Raw genomic sequence first — 13,720 nt, 5'->3', positions numbered from 1 at the left:
TTTCTCTCCGTCAATCGATATTTCACTGCATACAACTATCCTGAAATTTCTTCCCACAAAATAGAATTTTCAGGATACCATTCGCTTTAGAAGGAAATTTTGACCTCGTCCAGTACAAATGCTGCCGTCACGCCGTTTTTCGCCATTTTGGAAATCAGAATTTTCCCATTTTGGCTGCCCGCCATGGCACTCCGTTCACAGACATTGTCCACGCCCGTCACCTGACTGACAAATGCCGATGCGGTAAACTCCCCGTCCAGGTTTCGGAGCGTTTCCGCATCATAGGTTTCCAGCAAAATACCATGTTCTGCACAAAATAAAAGCAGCCCCGGTTCCTCTTTTTTTAAATCGATGCTGCATATTTTCTGAACCGCCTGCTGCCAGACATTGTTCTGCTCCAGCACTTCCTCAAACAGCGCATCCAGCTGTTCCCGCCGTGCACCTTTCCGGCATCCGATTCCTGCGATCAGCGCTGCAGGAATCAGATAAAGAGGCTCCTGCTTTCGGTCTGTCAGCCTGTGGATTCCGATATAAATATCGCAGGACGCTGCATCGGAAAAAACAAGCCCCTCCGGCAGCTTCCCGGAAATGGGAAATTCGCTGAACAGCTTTTTGGTCTGTCCCTGCAAAAGCCCTGCAGAAATTTCTTTAATTCCGGAAGGATTTGCAACCGTCAGCCCTTCCTGTTTCGCCCAGCTGTCCACCGCCCAGACGCCCCGCACATCTGTTGCCGTCGTAATCGCCGCCTGCGCGCCTGTCATTTTCGCAAGCTTATTGGCAAGAAGATTTGCTCCGCCGAGATGCCCGGACAAAATCGGGATGCACCAGTTTGCCTTTTCATCCATCACGACCACAGCCGGATCGCTTTGTTTTTCCCGGACATAAGGCGCGATCGCACGTACGGCGATTCCTGTCGCACCGATAAAAAGCAGATTGTTGCCCGGCTGAAAAACCCGCTTTGTCCAGTCCGACAGACTTTCGTGATCTGCTCCGAAACACTGTGTAAGTTCCCAGTCTGCAGCAAAGACATCCTCTCCCGCCAGAATCCTCAGCCCGAGCGTTGCGCCGCTTGGGCTGAAACAGATGATATGATTACTCATTTGCGTTTCCTTCCGTATCCGTGCCCTGCCGGTACTTTGTCGTAAACGCCGGGTCATACAGACACGATCTGTCATAAACATCCCCGAGGAAATTTCCGACCATTACAAGCGCCGTTTTGGATATGCCAGCTTCTTTCCCACACCGGGCAAGGTTTCCCAACGGACAGCGCAGCGTACGCTCTTCCGGCCAGCTTGCTTTGTATACAATCGCTGCCGGTGTCTGCTCCGTGTAAGCGCCCTTTAACAGCTCGCGCTGTAGTCCCTCCAGCATCCCGGCGCTCAGGAAAATGACCATCGCGCAGCCGTGCGCCGCAAGGGAGGCGATCGACTCTGCTTCCGGCACCGGCGTCCGCCCCGCCATCCGGGTAATGATCACGCTCTGCGTAATGCCCGGCAGCGTGTATTCTGCATCCAGAGCTGCTGCAGCACCACAGAAGCTCGAAACGCCAGGCGTCACATCGTAAGAAATCTCCTGCTCTTTCAGGCAGTCGATCTGCTCTCGAATTGCCCCGTACAGGCTCGGGTCACCCGTATGCAGCCGCACTGTCATCTGCTGTCTGCTTTCCGCCTCTTCCATGACGGCAATCACTTCTTCCAGCGTCATCTGCGCGCTGTTGTAAATTCTGCAATCTTTTTTTGCAAACCCGAGCAGTGCCGGATTGACCAGGCTGCCCGCATAAATAATGACATCCGCTTCTTCCAGAAGTCTGCGTCCCCGCAATGTGATCAGATCCGGCGCGCCGCAGCCTGCCCCAACAAAATGAACCACTTCTTTACTCCTTTACAATCACAGTTGTGAAATATCCATAAGCCTCGTTTTCCAAAAGGCCGTCCTTGACGACTTCTCCCGGCAGACCGCCTGCTTTGCAATTTCCAGCGCGGTTTTCTGTTTTCCCATCACACGTGCCGCTGCGATGACGTCTGCTTCCTTCAAAATGCGTACCGCCTTGACCGTCATCAGCTCCGGATCTCCCGGACCCGTGCTCACTCCGTAAAAAATCCCCTTTATATTTCCTGACACTGAGTTTCTCCTAACACTCCAAACCGATTGCTGAACACCAGAACCGTAACTTCCACCGTACCGCCCAGCCGGTGCGCTGCATGCTGTCCGATCTTTTTCATCAGACTCTGCATGACCGCTTCTTTTTTACCTTCCTCATCCAGAATTTCCAGACAGGCGTCCGTCGTCGCAGCCTCCATCAGTCTGCCGATCGCATCCCGGCTTACGCCCGCCAGTGCGGCATGGGCGGCGAACAGCTCACACCGGCAGTCTGCGACCCTGGAATGCGTATTCATAATACCACCCGCCAGCTTGACAAGCTTGCCAATGTGCCCCACCAATATGACCTTTGAAAATCCGCTGCTGACTGCAAAATCGAAGGCTTCTCCGATATAATTGGAACACTGTACCGGCGTCATGGAGGCAAATTCTGGTCGATCCTTTAAAAATTCCATGCCGTAATTGCCCGGTGTCAGTAAAAGTGCCTCTTCTCCCAATGCCCTTCGCTGACGTATTTCCAGACCGATGGTATCCACAAGCGCCTGCACGCTTTTCGGCTCAACAATCCCGGTCGTTCCGAGAATCGATATTCCGCCCTGGATGCCAAGCTGCGGATTGAAGGTCTTTTTGGCAAGTGCTTCCCCGTCCGGCACAAATACCGTCAGCAAAAGTCCGCCCTCATAGCCTGCGTCCAGGCACTCTGCCTCCGCCTCCTGCAAAATCATCCGCCGCGGGACAGAATTGATCGCCGCTGCGCCGACCGGCTGTTCCAGCCCTGGCTTTGTCACCCTGCCGACGCCGATGCCTCCGTCGATAACGATCTTGGTTCCCGCCGTTTTTTTTGCTTTGACACAGATCAGAGACTGCGCGGTGACATCGATATCGTCTCCTGCGTCCTTGCGCACGCCACAGCTGACCCAGCCGTCGCCGCTTTGAATTTCTTCCACCGCCGTCGTGACCCAAAGCCCCTTCGGCGTCAGGACGGAAATTTCTTCTGTTTTTTGTCCGCCAAGCAGCATCCGGACGGCAGCCTTTCCCGCCAGCGCCGCACACGTTCCTGTGGTGTAGCCGCAGCGCAGCTTCTGCTGTCCCTGCTGGATATAATGTTCAAACTCCATTTTCGATCCTATCTGCTGCCTCTGTTTTTGCCAGCGCCCTTTCCACCATAGATGCCTCCTGCACAGAGGAATTTCTGCTTTCACGCTGTAACCTATCATACAAAAAAATACACGTAAAGTAAACGTTATTTTTATCCAACTACCTGCCCTGCCGCAATCAAAAAGACACCGCCGTAATAAAACAGCAGCAGCACCGCGCCCTGCAGGCGGCTTTCGTAGCCGCTTAGCAGCCGCCAGATCAGAATATTGTCTGAAATGAAAAATCCAACCGCGCCAAAAGCCGTGAGCATGCTGCCAAAACTTTGCTCCTGTAGGCAATAGGTAATCGCGCCCGCCGTCATCGCACTCAGAACCAGCCCATAGGCCACAACAGACAAAATCTCCCTGCCGCTTTTTCCGATGGTATGTTTTCGGTGTATCAGGTACATCCCCGCCAGCAAAACGACAAGGCTGACCGCTGTAGCGATGCTAAAATGCGCTTCGGAAAAATACGCCGCCAGATAGCAGATATGCCCCAATGCAAACACGCACGCGCCGAAATTAAAAATCTGTTCCAGCAAGACGTCCGCGACCGCACAGCAAAGCGTCGCTGCCAGCACAAAGCATGCTGCCAGGCTGTTCTGCTGCCATACCGCTGCGCCCGCGACAAGCGCTGCAATCAGCGTCGTCCCGCCTTTTAACATCAATGTCTGTGTTGTTTTATGTTCTCTCTGCCTCTCATAAAGGCTGCCGCTCATAAGCATCAGAGCCGCCGCTGCTCCTAAAAACAGCGTCGGCTCCTCCTGCAGCCATATCCGGAAAGCTTCCATAGGAATCCTCCATTTATACACTGCGATACTTTGCTACATATACAGGGAAGCTGTCCGCTCCCTTGATTTCCTTTCCTGCTGAAATCGTTACGTTTTTGTCCGTAATGACATATTCTACATTAGCGCCCTCGCCAACGATTGTATCCTGCATCAGGACGCAGTTTTTCACCTTAGCACCTTTCGCAATTCTGACGCCACGGAACAGAATACTGTTCTCCACTTCGCCTTCGATGATGCAACCGTCTGCGGACATGATGTTCTTCGCTTTGGAGCCCTGAATGTAACGGGTCGGGTTGTCGTCACGAATCTTGGTGTAGATCGGGTTGCCGCCAAACAGACCGTCCAGATTTTCATCCTCTAACAGCTTCATATTCTCATCGAAATAGCTCTTGATATCACTGATGCGCGCCAGATAGCCATTAAATTCAAAGCCTCTGACATTCAGACGCTCCAGGTTCGGTGCCAGCAGATCACGGTCAAAATAAACCATGCCCTTACTATAGGCTTCGCTGATCATATGTACCAGAAATTCCCTTTCAATGATGTAAATGTTCATGGAAAGGTTCTGAACTCCCTCGTCCTCCGGATTGATCCGCAGCTGACGGATTCTGCCGTCATCGTCCAGTTCAAACGTGTAGTACAGATCCTTTGTAATATCAAACGGCTTTTTCATTCCGACGGGAATTTCCTGCTTCTTATATGCGATCGTCACATCCGCACCGCTTTCGATATGCTGCTCCAGCATCGCTGTAAAATCGAAGTTTACCGCAAGGTTAGCGTCAGACATCACGACATATTTTTCTCTCGCATCCTTTAACATATCCAGAATGCTCGCCAATGCTTCGATTCTTCCGTTGTATACTTTCACGGTATTGGAAGCAAACGGAGGCACGATATTGAGTCCGCCGTATTTACGGGTTAAATCCCATTCTCTGCCGGAGCCGAGATGATCCATCAGAGAGTGATAATTTTTACGGACGATCAGAGAAACATTGTCGATTCCGCAGTTCACCATGCTTGATAAAATAAAGTCTACCATACGGTAACGGCCTGCAAAGGGAATGGAAGCCATCAGACGCTCCGTGACAAGCTCCGGAACCAAACCATCATAGCTGTTGGGGAAAATAATTCCCAGCGCGTTCGCATTGGAGTTTACCATTGTTCTTCACCATCCTTTACATTTTGATCGATCATCGCTGCAGGGCCGACCTTTGCGCCGTCTCCGATATAAACACCGGAACCGATGGTTGCAACGCTGCCTGCGCCGTCTTTCGGCATCTCCCCTACAACCGCGTTTTCGCCGATCACGACATTTTCTGCAACAATACAGTGTTTGACGGATGCGCCCTTTTTGATGACGGTGCCTCCCATTACAACTGCATCTTCGATCTCAGCGCCCTCTTCTACCGATACACCGGAGAACAGGATCGAATGCTTGACATGTCCTGCGATCCTGCAGCCGTCCGTCACCATGGAATTTTCCACAACGCCGGTATCCAAAATTCTGTGACCGGTTTTCCCACTGTTTCGACTGTAGATTTTCCAGTCATCCTCAAATAAGTCAATGCCGCTGTGCTCCGGATCGAGGACCTCCATGTTTGCTTCCCAGAGAGAGCTGATGGTTCCGACGTCTTTCCAGTAGCCGCTGAAATGATAAGCGTACATATCTCTGCCATCACGCAGCAGGCTCGGAATGACGTTTTTGCCGAAATCGTTTTCAGATTCCGGATCCGCCTCATCCTCGATCAGATATTTCTTTAAAACATCCCAGTTGAAAATGTAGATTCCCATCGACGCAAGATTTGACTTAGGTTCCTTGGGTTTTTCCTGGAATGCGGTGATCTTGTCGTTTTCGTCCGTTACCATCAAACCGAAACGAGATGCCTCTTCCCACGGTACTTCCATAACAGCAACGGAAAATTCTGCGCCCTTTTCTTTATGGAAGCGTAAAAAATCGCTGTAGTCCTGTTTGCAAATCTGGTCGCCGGACAGGATGATGACGTATTTGGGATTATAGCGCTCGATAAACGGGATGTTCTGATAGATTGCGTTAGCTGTTCCCTTATACCAGTCGGATCCGGATGCCTTCTGATAAGGCGGCAGAACATGCACGCCTCCAATTAAGCGGTCCAAATCCCAGGGCTGTCCGTTTCCAATATATTCGTTCAGCACCATAGGCTGATACTGTGTCAGAATGCCTACTGTATCAATCCCGGAATTGACACAATTGGAAAGCGGGAAATCGATAATCCGGTACTTTCCACCAAACGGAACGGCAGGCTTTGCAAGTCTCTGGGTCAATGCATACAGACGCGAGCCCTGTCCGCCTGCAAGCAGCATTGCAATCATTTCTTTTGCCATGAAATCTTCCCCCTGTGTTTATTCTTGTAATATATTCAATATTACCATAAGAGACCATTTTTTCCCAGTCTATTTTTGTACTTTTGCAAAATTTTATTCTTTCCTCACAGATCTTTTTCGTCCTGTTTTCTTTTTTTTCAATTGAATACCGTACAAATCCATGCTATACTATTATAAATGCTGTTGCAGGCGCACAGCATCAGAAAGGAATGTGATCCCATGGCAGTAAATGAATCCGCGGAAAACTATCTGGAAACGATCCTTGTCCTGAGCAAGACCCATCCAGTTGTCCGCTCTGTAGATATCGCAGAAGAACTCGGCTTCAAAAAATCCAGCGTCAGTGTCGCTATGAAGAACCTACGCGAAAAGAACCATATTACCGTAACCAAAGAAGGGTTTATCTATCTGACCGATACCGGCCGTCAGATTGCTGAAATGATTTATGAACGTCATGAACTGATTTCCGGCTGGCTGATTCAGCTCGGCGTCGATCCCGGGACAGCCGTCAGTGATGCCTGCCGCATGGAGCATGTCATCAGCCCGGAAAGCTTCGCCGCAATCAAAAAACACGTTCTGGAAAACCGCGATAAACAATAATCTTTTTCCAAAGTGCATATTCTGTTGTTCGAAGCAGCGAACATCCATCGAAAAAGGCATTCCCGCAGGGTGATGTCTTTTTTTATTCCTGACAATAGGATGTGTACTCGGCGCATAGGCAGATGGTTGCCAAAGCAACCGCGCCTCGGCGCGAGAATCTGCCAAAGCACCTTCTTTATCTGTCATAGTACAACAAAAGGACAGCTATCCTTCATGGTAACTGTCCTTTTGCTGTGTCAAAAATTTTATCAAACAGGAAATTATGGAGAATCTTTTTGTTTTAAAGTTCTCAGGCGTTTGCAGCCAGCGCCTTGCCGAGATTTTTGCACTCCTCGATCATTGCATCGTCCGGTGTCTCCTGGCAGATTAAGCCCTCGCCGTTTACTACGGTTGCGCCTTCACCGGTCACGCGCTCTGCCCACTCGCGCATCCACTGTCCGTCGCCCCATCCGTAGGAACCAAACAGTGCGATGGTCTTGCCGGAGATGGAGCCGTCAATGCTCTCCATGAAAGGCTCGAACTCGCCCTCTTCCAGAACTTCTGCGCCCATTGCGGGGCAGCCCAATGCAAATGCTTTTTCTGCAGTTAAATCTGCAACGTTTACGTCTGAAACATAAACAACCTCTGCCTCTTTTCCTGCTTCTGTGATGCCGGCTGCAACAGCCTCTGCCATCGCCTGTGTGTTGCCGGACTGGGACCAGTATACTACGGATACCTTGCTCATTTTCCTACTCCTCTCGTATTCAGACAGCCAGCTTTTTCTCCTGACTGTCGACTTCAAAAACTTCTTTTAATTTTAAAATATTCTGTCTTTCATACGCCATAGAAAGGGCTAGATCCATCGCTCTGTCGTATTCTGAAAACAGTGCAATCTTTTCCTCCGCCTTCTCGTAGACCTTCCAATAGCCTGTATAAAGACACTTTTTATATCCGATCCCCATAAAGCCCCGGACGTCCTCTGCCGGATATCCCAGCAGCAGCCCCAGCTCATGAGGAAAAGGCATTTCACCGTTTCCGTGCCCGCCGATCCGCTGTTCCAGTTTTCTGAAAATCCGGTGCAGCTCCACGCTGTCGTAGCCGATCTCTTTTAAAAGGGCTTCGACCTGTACCGTTTTTACCCATTGCTCCAGTTCTTCTCTGCGGTACAGCAACAGGGTAATCTTATCTCTGCAGCGGTACAGCTTTCTGGCACACATTTCGGAATTGCGCAGCAGAAAACACAGTTCCTTCCAGTATCTTTCCTCGATGATCAGAAGATTGGAAACCTTGATTCCCGCCAGCACCGGTGCGCACTGGAGTGCCATCTGTACGAACAGATTCCGCTTATCCATTTTCAGAAACAGCCAAAATGCCTGTTGACTCATCGTAGTACCTCTCAGATGTCAGCTTTTTATCTGCCGAAAGCCGCCTTCCCAGGATAGCAGGCAGCCTTGCCAAGCTCTTCTTCGATTCGCAGCAGCTGGTTGTATTTTGCAACACGTTCACTTCTGCTGGGTGCACCGGTCTTGATTTGGCAGGTATTCAATGCAACCGCCAGGTCTGCGATTGTGGTGTCCTCTGTCTCGCCGGAACGGTGGGAGGTGATTGCACAATAACCTGCCTCGTGTGCCAGCTTGATCGCTTCCAGGGTTTCGGATACGCTGCCGATCTGATTTAACTTGATCAGAATCGCATTGCCGCAACCAAGGTCAATCCCCTTCTGCAGACGCTTTGTATTGGTAACAAACAGGTCGTCACCGACTAACTGTACTTTGTCACCAAGTTCCGCTGTCATATGCTTCCAGCCTTCCCAGTCCTCTTCGTCCAGACCATCTTCAATCGAAGCGATCGGATATTTCTCACACAGCTTTTTCCAGTGTGCAACCAGTTCTTCGGAGGTGAACTTCGTGCCAGCCTTCGGAAGCACATATTCCCCCTTCCTGCTGCCTTTCCATTCACTGGAAGCTGCATCCATTGCCAGAACGAAATCGGTTCCCGGCTCGTAACCTGCCTTCTTGATCGCTTCCAGAATAACTTCGATTGCTTCTTCGTCGCTGCCAAGGTTCGGTGCGAAACCGCCCTCATCGCCAACGGAGGTTGCAAGGCCTCTGGACTTTAACAAAGCCTGCAGTGCATGAAATACTTCTGTACACCAGCGAAGTCCTTCGGAAAAGCTCTTTGCGCCAACCGGCATAATCATGAACTCCTGTACATCTACGGTGTTTGCTGCATGTGCGCCGCCGTTTAAGATGTTCATCATCGGAACCGGAAGCCGATTTCCGTTTGCGCCGCCCAGGAAACGGTACAGCGGAATATTTAAGGACTGTGCTGCCGCTCTTGCAGCTGCGATGGATACTGCCAGAATCGCATTTGCGCCAAGTTTGGATTTATCCTCTGTTCCGTCTGCTTCGATCATCGCAGCATCTACTTTATAAGTGTCAAATGCATCTACTCCACAGAGTACATCGTTGATTACAGTATTGATATTGTTGACGGCTTTTAAAACACCCTTGCCGCCAAATCGGGATTTATCCTGATCACGCAGCTCCAGCGCTTCGAACTCGCCGGTAGAAGCTCCGCTGGGTGCCATGCCTCTTCCTACGGTTCCGTCCGTTAAAACAACTTCTGCCTCAACAGTCGGATTACCTCTGGAATCAATAATTTCTCTCCCGATTACTTTTTCAATGGTCAGATTTGCCATTTTAACCTCCATTCCGCAGGCGCTTTGCGCCGAAGGAACCGCGAGCAGAACTTCCAGTTCTGCTCTGCGATCCTAGCTACTTTGTGACGCCTGCGGCACAAATAGCTGTGTGAAAAATAAGCGATCACGCTTATTTTTCACACTAGTCTCCTTCCTTACAGTTTCCCAAAAGGGCCACCCGCCGTGTGTCAGCAGCGCACGGCGGATGGAGATAACCATGATTTATTCCTTTTTAGTTAGTCTTTTCTAACTACGCTTAGTCTACCAGAACTCTTTTCGAAAATCAAGTGCTTTTTTATAAAATTTCGAAAGAACCGGAGCGACGAAAAAAGAATGTGCCTTGGCGCATTCTCGCGCCGAGGCGCGGTTGCTTTGGCAACCATCTACCCCTGCGCCGAGTGCGCATCCTCGTAGAGCTTTTTTATCGTATAGAAGCATAGTTTCCTATACGATAAAAAAAGACGATACCGGTTCTTCTGACCGAAATCGTCCTCTTTTGATCCGTAAGCACTGCTTACTTTCCTGTCCTTATCAGTATTTCCACAGACTGCAGCCGTTATACACTGTCAATCCGTAATTTCTGTTACGTTCCTGCAGCCGCATCTTCTTACATATTTCAAAGCGCCTGCAGCGCTCCGCTTAATTCTCCCATCCGTGCCGCCATATATTCTTTGAGGGCGCTGCGCGGTATCTCCATGGCAATCGACAGCTCTGCATAAAGATTATCCTCCGCGGCTTTCAAATAGCGGCCGTCCATCGCGGGCATCCTGCGCCCCTCCAGCACTCGCTCCCTGCCGTAATCCGTAATTGTGCGGATCATACAGAGCATTCCTCTTGCATCGCTGTGATTGATAATCCTGCGGTAGGTCTCCTCTCGCCGTCTTTCATCCTTCTCCCAGCACAGTCTGCACTCCGGCAGCTGTCCCAAAAGCTCCTCTGCTTCTTCCTTTGTCAGCACCGCGCGCATCGCATTTTTTTCCTCCTGTCCGACGGGAGAAAAAATCCTGCTGCCGGCGTTGACCATGGACTGCATCTCATAATACAGACGGTCTTTGGGAATTCCCTCCAGGTTCAGCGTAGTAATGTTCTTAACTTCACAGACGCCCTTGCATCCGTAAGTAACCAGATCTCCTTTCTCAAACATAGATACCCTCAACTTTCTTTAAAAAACGACAGCTGCCATGGTTTCAGCCGCCCAAAACACTACACTTTTATTATACCCCCGATTTTTTTAAAAGGAAAATCAAAATCTGACAAAAAATGATTTTCGTCTGTTTTTACCATGAAAAGCGGGCAGATTTTTGTCGAATCTGCCCGTTCGAAAATCTTTATGCCATGCTTCGCAGGCGCGCAACCGCGTCCGGGATGACCTCCATCAGGAATTCTGCGTCCGCCTGTGTGTTCGTCTCATCCAGGCTGATGCGGATCGTGCCTTTTGCAAGCTCCGGCGATATGCCCATCGCTGTCAGCACATGGCTCGGCTCCAGTGCGCCCGCCGAGCACGCCGCGCCCGCCGAAACGGAGACGCCCTTCATGTCGAGGTACAGAAGAAGAGCTTCTGCCTCGATGCCGTCGAAGCTGATATTTAAGTTGCCGCACAGCCGGTCGGCACGGGAGACAGCAGTACCTGCATGTCGTACCGCAGCGTCGGTGCCCGCTGCTGCACCTTCACCGCCCTCCATGACCCCACAGCCGTTTAAATGGCTCCCTTCGATGGAAAGCAGGCGCTCTGCGACCTGTCTGCGCAGCTCCAGCACGAAGGTATCTTTTTTGTCGCGGTTTATCAGGCTCTCCTCCAGAGCCGCCGCCATGCCCACGATGCCGGGAACATTTTCGGTTCCGGCGCGCTTACCTTTTTCCTGCGCGCCGCCCTCCAACAGGCTCTCGGTCCGGAACCCGTTTTTCACATACAAAAATCCGCAGCCTTTCGGGCCGTGGAATTTATGTGCAGAGACAGACAGAAAATCCGCCTGCAGCTTTGTCAGGTCGATTTCCACATGCCCTGCTGCCTGCACTGCATCCGTATGAAACCACACGCCGTGCATCCTGCAGATCGCCGCAAGCTCTTCTACCGGCTGAATCGTGCCGACTTCATTGTTGGCATACATCACGCTTACCAGCGCTGTATCCGGGCAGATCGCAGCTTCCAGCGCTTCGGGCAAAACCAGCCCTTCCGGCGTTACTGGCAAATACGTCACCCGAAACCCCTGCCGTTCCAGCGACTTCGCCGGGTTTAACACCGCATGGTGCTCGATTGCCGATACGATAATATGCTTTTTGCCGATCCGTGCCCCGGCTGCTGCCGCCATCTGCAGCGCCCAGTTATCTGCCTCCGTACCGCCGGAGGTAAAATAAATTTCCTTCGCCTTCGCATGCAGCAGATGCGCGATTTTCTCCCGCGCTGTCTCGACTGCGTCCCGCGCTGTCCGCCCCTCTTCATACAGGGCGGACGGGTTGCCGAAGTTTTCTGTCATCCAGGGCAGCATCGCCTCCAGGGCTGTTTTACTCAGGCTGGTGGTTGCAGCCTGATCCGCATATACGCGCATGTCCGTCATCCTTTCCATTTCCGGCGCAGTGTCAACACCTCCCATCCAGCAGATCCTGGATCGATACGCTGGAAAGATATTCGTCTATAATTTCGTCCAGTCGATTCCACATCGGTCTGGTCAGGCAGTTCGCCAGAAGCTCACACTCCGGGCCGCAGCCTTCCCCGTCCATGCAGGAAACCGGTGCGAGCGTCCCTTCTGTCAGCTTCAAAATCTCGCTGACCGGGTATTCCTCCGGTCTGCGTGCCATCCGGTAGCCTCCGTCTTTCCCTCTTCTGCTCTGCAGAAGTCCCGCCTTGTTGAGCATACCGACAATCGATTCCAGATATTTCATCGAAATCTTCTGCCGCTGTGCAATATCATTCAGGGAAACATACTCCTCCTGCTTCTGCATCGCCAGATCCAGCATGACCCGAAGCGCGTATCTTCCCTTTGTGGAAACCATCATAGGGCATAGCCCTCCTTACTTACCTCTTGTATTTCGAATCGGAGCTTTCCTCCCCTGAAAATCTGCAGATCGAAATCAGCGCTGCCTTCGTTGAAACAGTAGAATGCACGCTCTGCGAGCATTCTATTGTCATGAATGAAAAACAGCGCCGACCGCCAAATTTCTTTGCTGCCGACGCTGTTATTATAGCAGATTTTCTTTTGGAATGCTATCAGGAATCCTGTTTCGTTTTTACACGCACTGCAATGCTGCAGCTTAACATAACTCAGCCCTGAATGCTCTGTACGGTATATCCTGCCTTTTCGACAGCTTCCCGTATCGCTGCATCTTCTACAACCTTTTCGTAGGAAACGACTGCTTCTTTCTTTTTCAGGTTGACCTTTGCAGAAACCCCGTCGATTTTGTTGATTGCTTCGGTTACGGCTCTGACGCAGTGATCGCAGTGCATACCAGAAATTTTCACGGTCTTTTTGCCGATGACAGGACCATCCAGCTTTTTATCCTCAATAATAATCGTATCGCCGCCACCGCAGCAGGGGCTTTCCCCTTTCAAATGCTTCAGCGTCCCTTTCAGCGCAAATCCCAAAAGAACAATTACAACTGCTACAACAATTACATTAGCCATTTTCCTGTTCTCCGTCTTTCTTTTTCCTTTTCCATTTCTGAATCCAGAGCACGACCTGATAAATCAGGACACCTGCCAGATAGATCACCAGAAAAGCACCAAAGCCGTAAAGCATGGAGCCTGTGGTGTTTCCAACATTTCCCATTTTTTCCTCTTTTCTTTGCGCAAAGGAAGGATCCCCTGGCTTCGGATCGGACAGTCTTTGTCACTGCTGCTTTACGCCTGTCAGTGTTTTTTCTTGTTTCCTTCTGTCCTGCACGCGCTGCAGCCGCTGCAACCGCCGCAGGAACCGCCACAGCCTGTACAGCCGAGATGTTTTCCGGCTTTTCTATTCTGAACCTGTTTGTAAATCAGGAACAGACAATATCCGATCACCAGAATCAGAATCACTGCATTTGCCATCGTGCATTCCTCCACATGTTTGGGAAAAGGCCGG

Annotated in this window: 17 protein-coding genes; 1 reads left to right on the top strand and 16 read right to left on the bottom strand. The window is 50.8% G+C overall.

Annotation, left to right across the window (positions count from 1 at the left end):
• Nucleotides 1-86 precede the first annotated feature (86 nt).
• From ACLTOQ_RS09520 to ACLTOQ_RS09490, 7 genes are all read right to left on the bottom strand, one after another.
• Nucleotides 87-1,100 (bottom strand): cobalt-precorrin 5A hydrolase, encoded by a 1,014-nt coding sequence (locus tag ACLTOQ_RS09520; protein ID WP_412271977.1) that lies wholly within the window; start codon nucleotides 1,098-1,100, stop codon nucleotides 87-89.
• Nucleotides 1,093-1,869: a precorrin-4 C(11)-methyltransferase gene (gene cobM / locus ACLTOQ_RS09515; protein ID WP_337426552.1), complete on the bottom strand. Its 777-nt coding sequence runs from the start codon at nucleotides 1,867-1,869 to the stop codon at nucleotides 1,093-1,095. Before cobM ends, ACLTOQ_RS09520 begins: the two co-directional genes overlap by 8 nt.
• Before the next feature lie 18 nt (nucleotides 1,870-1,887).
• Nucleotides 1,888-2,121, bottom strand: coding sequence for an SAM-dependent methyltransferase (locus tag ACLTOQ_RS09510; RefSeq protein ID WP_412271975.1), 234 nt, complete (start codon nucleotides 2,119-2,121; stop codon nucleotides 1,888-1,890).
• Nucleotides 2,106-3,218 (bottom strand): cobalt-precorrin-5B (C(1))-methyltransferase CbiD, encoded by a 1,113-nt coding sequence (gene cbiD / locus ACLTOQ_RS09505; protein ID WP_337426553.1) that lies wholly within the window; start codon nucleotides 3,216-3,218, stop codon nucleotides 2,106-2,108. The genes ACLTOQ_RS09510 and cbiD overlap by 16 nt, the downstream gene beginning before the upstream one ends.
• Nucleotides 3,219-3,349: 131 nt before the next feature.
• A complete protein-coding gene (locus ACLTOQ_RS09500; protein ID WP_337426554.1) occupies nucleotides 3,350-4,027 on the bottom strand; it encodes a lysoplasmalogenase in 678 nt (225 codons plus the stop codon).
• 13 nt (nucleotides 4,028-4,040) lie between these two features.
• Nucleotides 4,041-5,186: a glucose-1-phosphate adenylyltransferase subunit GlgD gene (glgD, locus tag ACLTOQ_RS09495; RefSeq protein ID WP_337426555.1), complete on the bottom strand. Its 1,146-nt coding sequence runs from the start codon at nucleotides 5,184-5,186 to the stop codon at nucleotides 4,041-4,043.
• The gene (locus ACLTOQ_RS09490; protein ID WP_021916067.1) at nucleotides 5,180-6,388 is read right to left on the bottom strand and encodes a glucose-1-phosphate adenylyltransferase; all 1,209 of its coding nucleotides are present in this window, start codon (nucleotides 6,386-6,388) and stop codon (nucleotides 5,180-5,182) included. The genes glgD and ACLTOQ_RS09490 overlap by 7 nt, the downstream gene beginning before the upstream one ends.
• A 219-nt stretch (nucleotides 6,389-6,607) precedes the next feature.
• On the opposite strand from ACLTOQ_RS09490, the gene ACLTOQ_RS09485 reads away from it, so the two are divergent.
• The gene (locus ACLTOQ_RS09485; protein WP_337426557.1) at nucleotides 6,608-6,985 is read left to right on the top strand and encodes a metal-dependent transcriptional regulator; all 378 of its coding nucleotides are present in this window, start codon (nucleotides 6,608-6,610) and stop codon (nucleotides 6,983-6,985) included.
• A 289-nt stretch (nucleotides 6,986-7,274) separates the two neighbouring features.
• On the opposite strand, the gene ACLTOQ_RS09480 is transcribed toward ACLTOQ_RS09485, so the two are convergent.
• From ACLTOQ_RS09480 to ACLTOQ_RS09440, 9 genes are all read right to left on the bottom strand, one after another.
• Nucleotides 7,275-7,709, bottom strand: coding sequence for a flavodoxin (locus tag ACLTOQ_RS09480; RefSeq protein WP_117959533.1), 435 nt, complete (start codon nucleotides 7,707-7,709; stop codon nucleotides 7,275-7,277).
• Between the two features lie 19 nt (nucleotides 7,710-7,728).
• Nucleotides 7,729-8,349 carry a DUF3793 family protein gene (locus tag ACLTOQ_RS09475; protein WP_337426558.1) on the bottom strand — a complete coding sequence of 207 codons (621 nt, stop codon included), beginning with the start codon at nucleotides 8,347-8,349 and terminating at the stop codon, nucleotides 7,729-7,731.
• A 26-nt stretch (nucleotides 8,350-8,375) separates the two neighbouring features.
• Complete coding sequence (gene eno, locus ACLTOQ_RS09470; protein ID WP_337426559.1) at nucleotides 8,376-9,665, bottom strand: phosphopyruvate hydratase; 1,290 nt, start codon at nucleotides 9,663-9,665, stop codon at nucleotides 8,376-8,378.
• 616 nt (nucleotides 9,666-10,281) lie between these two features.
• Entirely contained in the window at nucleotides 10,282-10,809 is a 528-nt protein-coding gene (locus tag ACLTOQ_RS09465) for a CarD family transcriptional regulator (protein WP_021916072.1), read from the bottom strand.
• Nucleotides 10,810-10,993: 184 nt separating this feature from the next.
• Complete coding sequence (locus ACLTOQ_RS09460) at nucleotides 10,994-12,256, bottom strand: cysteine desulfurase family protein (protein WP_337597597.1); 1,263 nt, start codon at nucleotides 12,254-12,256, stop codon at nucleotides 10,994-10,996.
• On the bottom strand, nucleotides 12,243-12,659 hold the full coding sequence (locus ACLTOQ_RS09455) for an RrF2 family transcriptional regulator (protein WP_021916074.1): 417 nt from the start codon (nucleotides 12,657-12,659) through the stop codon (nucleotides 12,243-12,245). Before ACLTOQ_RS09455 ends, ACLTOQ_RS09460 begins: the two co-directional genes overlap by 14 nt.
• Before the next feature lie 265 nt (nucleotides 12,660-12,924).
• Complete coding sequence (locus ACLTOQ_RS09450) at nucleotides 12,925-13,284, bottom strand: heavy-metal-associated domain-containing protein (protein ID WP_337426562.1); 360 nt, start codon at nucleotides 13,282-13,284, stop codon at nucleotides 12,925-12,927.
• Nucleotides 13,277-13,429, bottom strand: a complete 153-nt coding sequence (locus ACLTOQ_RS09445; protein ID WP_021916076.1) for a hypothetical protein — start codon at nucleotides 13,427-13,429, stop codon at nucleotides 13,277-13,279. The genes ACLTOQ_RS09450 and ACLTOQ_RS09445 overlap by 8 nt, the downstream gene beginning before the upstream one ends.
• 80 nt (nucleotides 13,430-13,509) lie before the next feature.
• Complete coding sequence (locus ACLTOQ_RS09440) at nucleotides 13,510-13,686, bottom strand: FeoB-associated Cys-rich membrane protein (RefSeq protein WP_021916077.1); 177 nt, start codon at nucleotides 13,684-13,686, stop codon at nucleotides 13,510-13,512.
• Nucleotides 13,687-13,720: the final 34 nt, after the last annotated feature.

Source organism: Gallintestinimicrobium sp., assembly GCF_046968865.1.
Taxonomy (GTDB): Bacteria; Bacillota; Clostridia; order Lachnospirales; family Lachnospiraceae; genus Gallintestinimicrobium; species Gallintestinimicrobium propionicum.
This window is presented reverse-complemented; position numbering and strand designations above follow the sequence as displayed.

Bases quoted from the DNA above. Each gene is read 5' to 3' on its own strand.
- ACLTOQ_RS09500 (WP_337426554.1), bottom strand. From the start codon at position 4,027: ATGGAAGCTTTCCGGATATGGCTGCAGGAGGAGCCGACGCTGTTTTTA.
- ACLTOQ_RS09465 (WP_021916072.1), bottom strand. From the start codon at position 10,809: ATGTTTGAGAAAGGAGATCTGGTTACTTACGGATGCAAGGGCGTCTGT.
- ACLTOQ_RS09485 (WP_337426557.1), top strand. From the start codon at position 6,608: ATGGCAGTAAATGAATCCGCGGAAAACTATCTGGAAACGATCCTTGTC.
- ACLTOQ_RS09445 (WP_021916076.1), bottom strand. From the start codon at position 13,429: ATGGGAAATGTTGGAAACACCACAGGCTCCATGCTTTACGGCTTTGGT.
- ACLTOQ_RS09460 (WP_337597597.1), bottom strand. From the start codon at position 12,256: ATGGGAGGTGTTGACACTGCGCCGGAAATGGAAAGGATGACGGACATG.
- ACLTOQ_RS09480 (WP_117959533.1), bottom strand. From the start codon at position 7,709: ATGAGCAAGGTATCCGTAGTATACTGGTCCCAGTCCGGCAACACACAG.
- cbiD (WP_337426553.1), bottom strand. From the start codon at position 3,218: ATGGAGTTTGAACATTATATCCAGCAGGGACAGCAGAAGCTGCGCTGC.
- eno (WP_337426559.1), bottom strand. From the start codon at position 9,665: ATGGCAAATCTGACCATTGAAAAAGTAATCGGGAGAGAAATTATTGAT.
- ACLTOQ_RS09450 (WP_337426562.1), bottom strand. From the start codon at position 13,284: ATGGCTAATGTAATTGTTGTAGCAGTTGTAATTGTTCTTTTGGGATTT.
- ACLTOQ_RS09520 (WP_412271977.1), bottom strand. From the start codon at position 1,100: ATGAGTAATCATATCATCTGTTTCAGCCCAAGCGGCGCAACGCTCGGG.
- glgD (WP_337426555.1), bottom strand. From the start codon at position 5,186: ATGGTAAACTCCAATGCGAACGCGCTGGGAATTATTTTCCCCAACAGC.
- ACLTOQ_RS09490 (WP_021916067.1), bottom strand. From the start codon at position 6,388: ATGGCAAAAGAAATGATTGCAATGCTGCTTGCAGGCGGACAGGGCTCG.
- ACLTOQ_RS09455 (WP_021916074.1), bottom strand. From the start codon at position 12,659: ATGATGGTTTCCACAAAGGGAAGATACGCGCTTCGGGTCATGCTGGAT.
- ACLTOQ_RS09475 (WP_337426558.1), bottom strand. From the start codon at position 8,349: ATGAGTCAACAGGCATTTTGGCTGTTTCTGAAAATGGATAAGCGGAAT.
- ACLTOQ_RS09440 (WP_021916077.1), bottom strand. From the start codon at position 13,686: ATGGCAAATGCAGTGATTCTGATTCTGGTGATCGGATATTGTCTGTTC.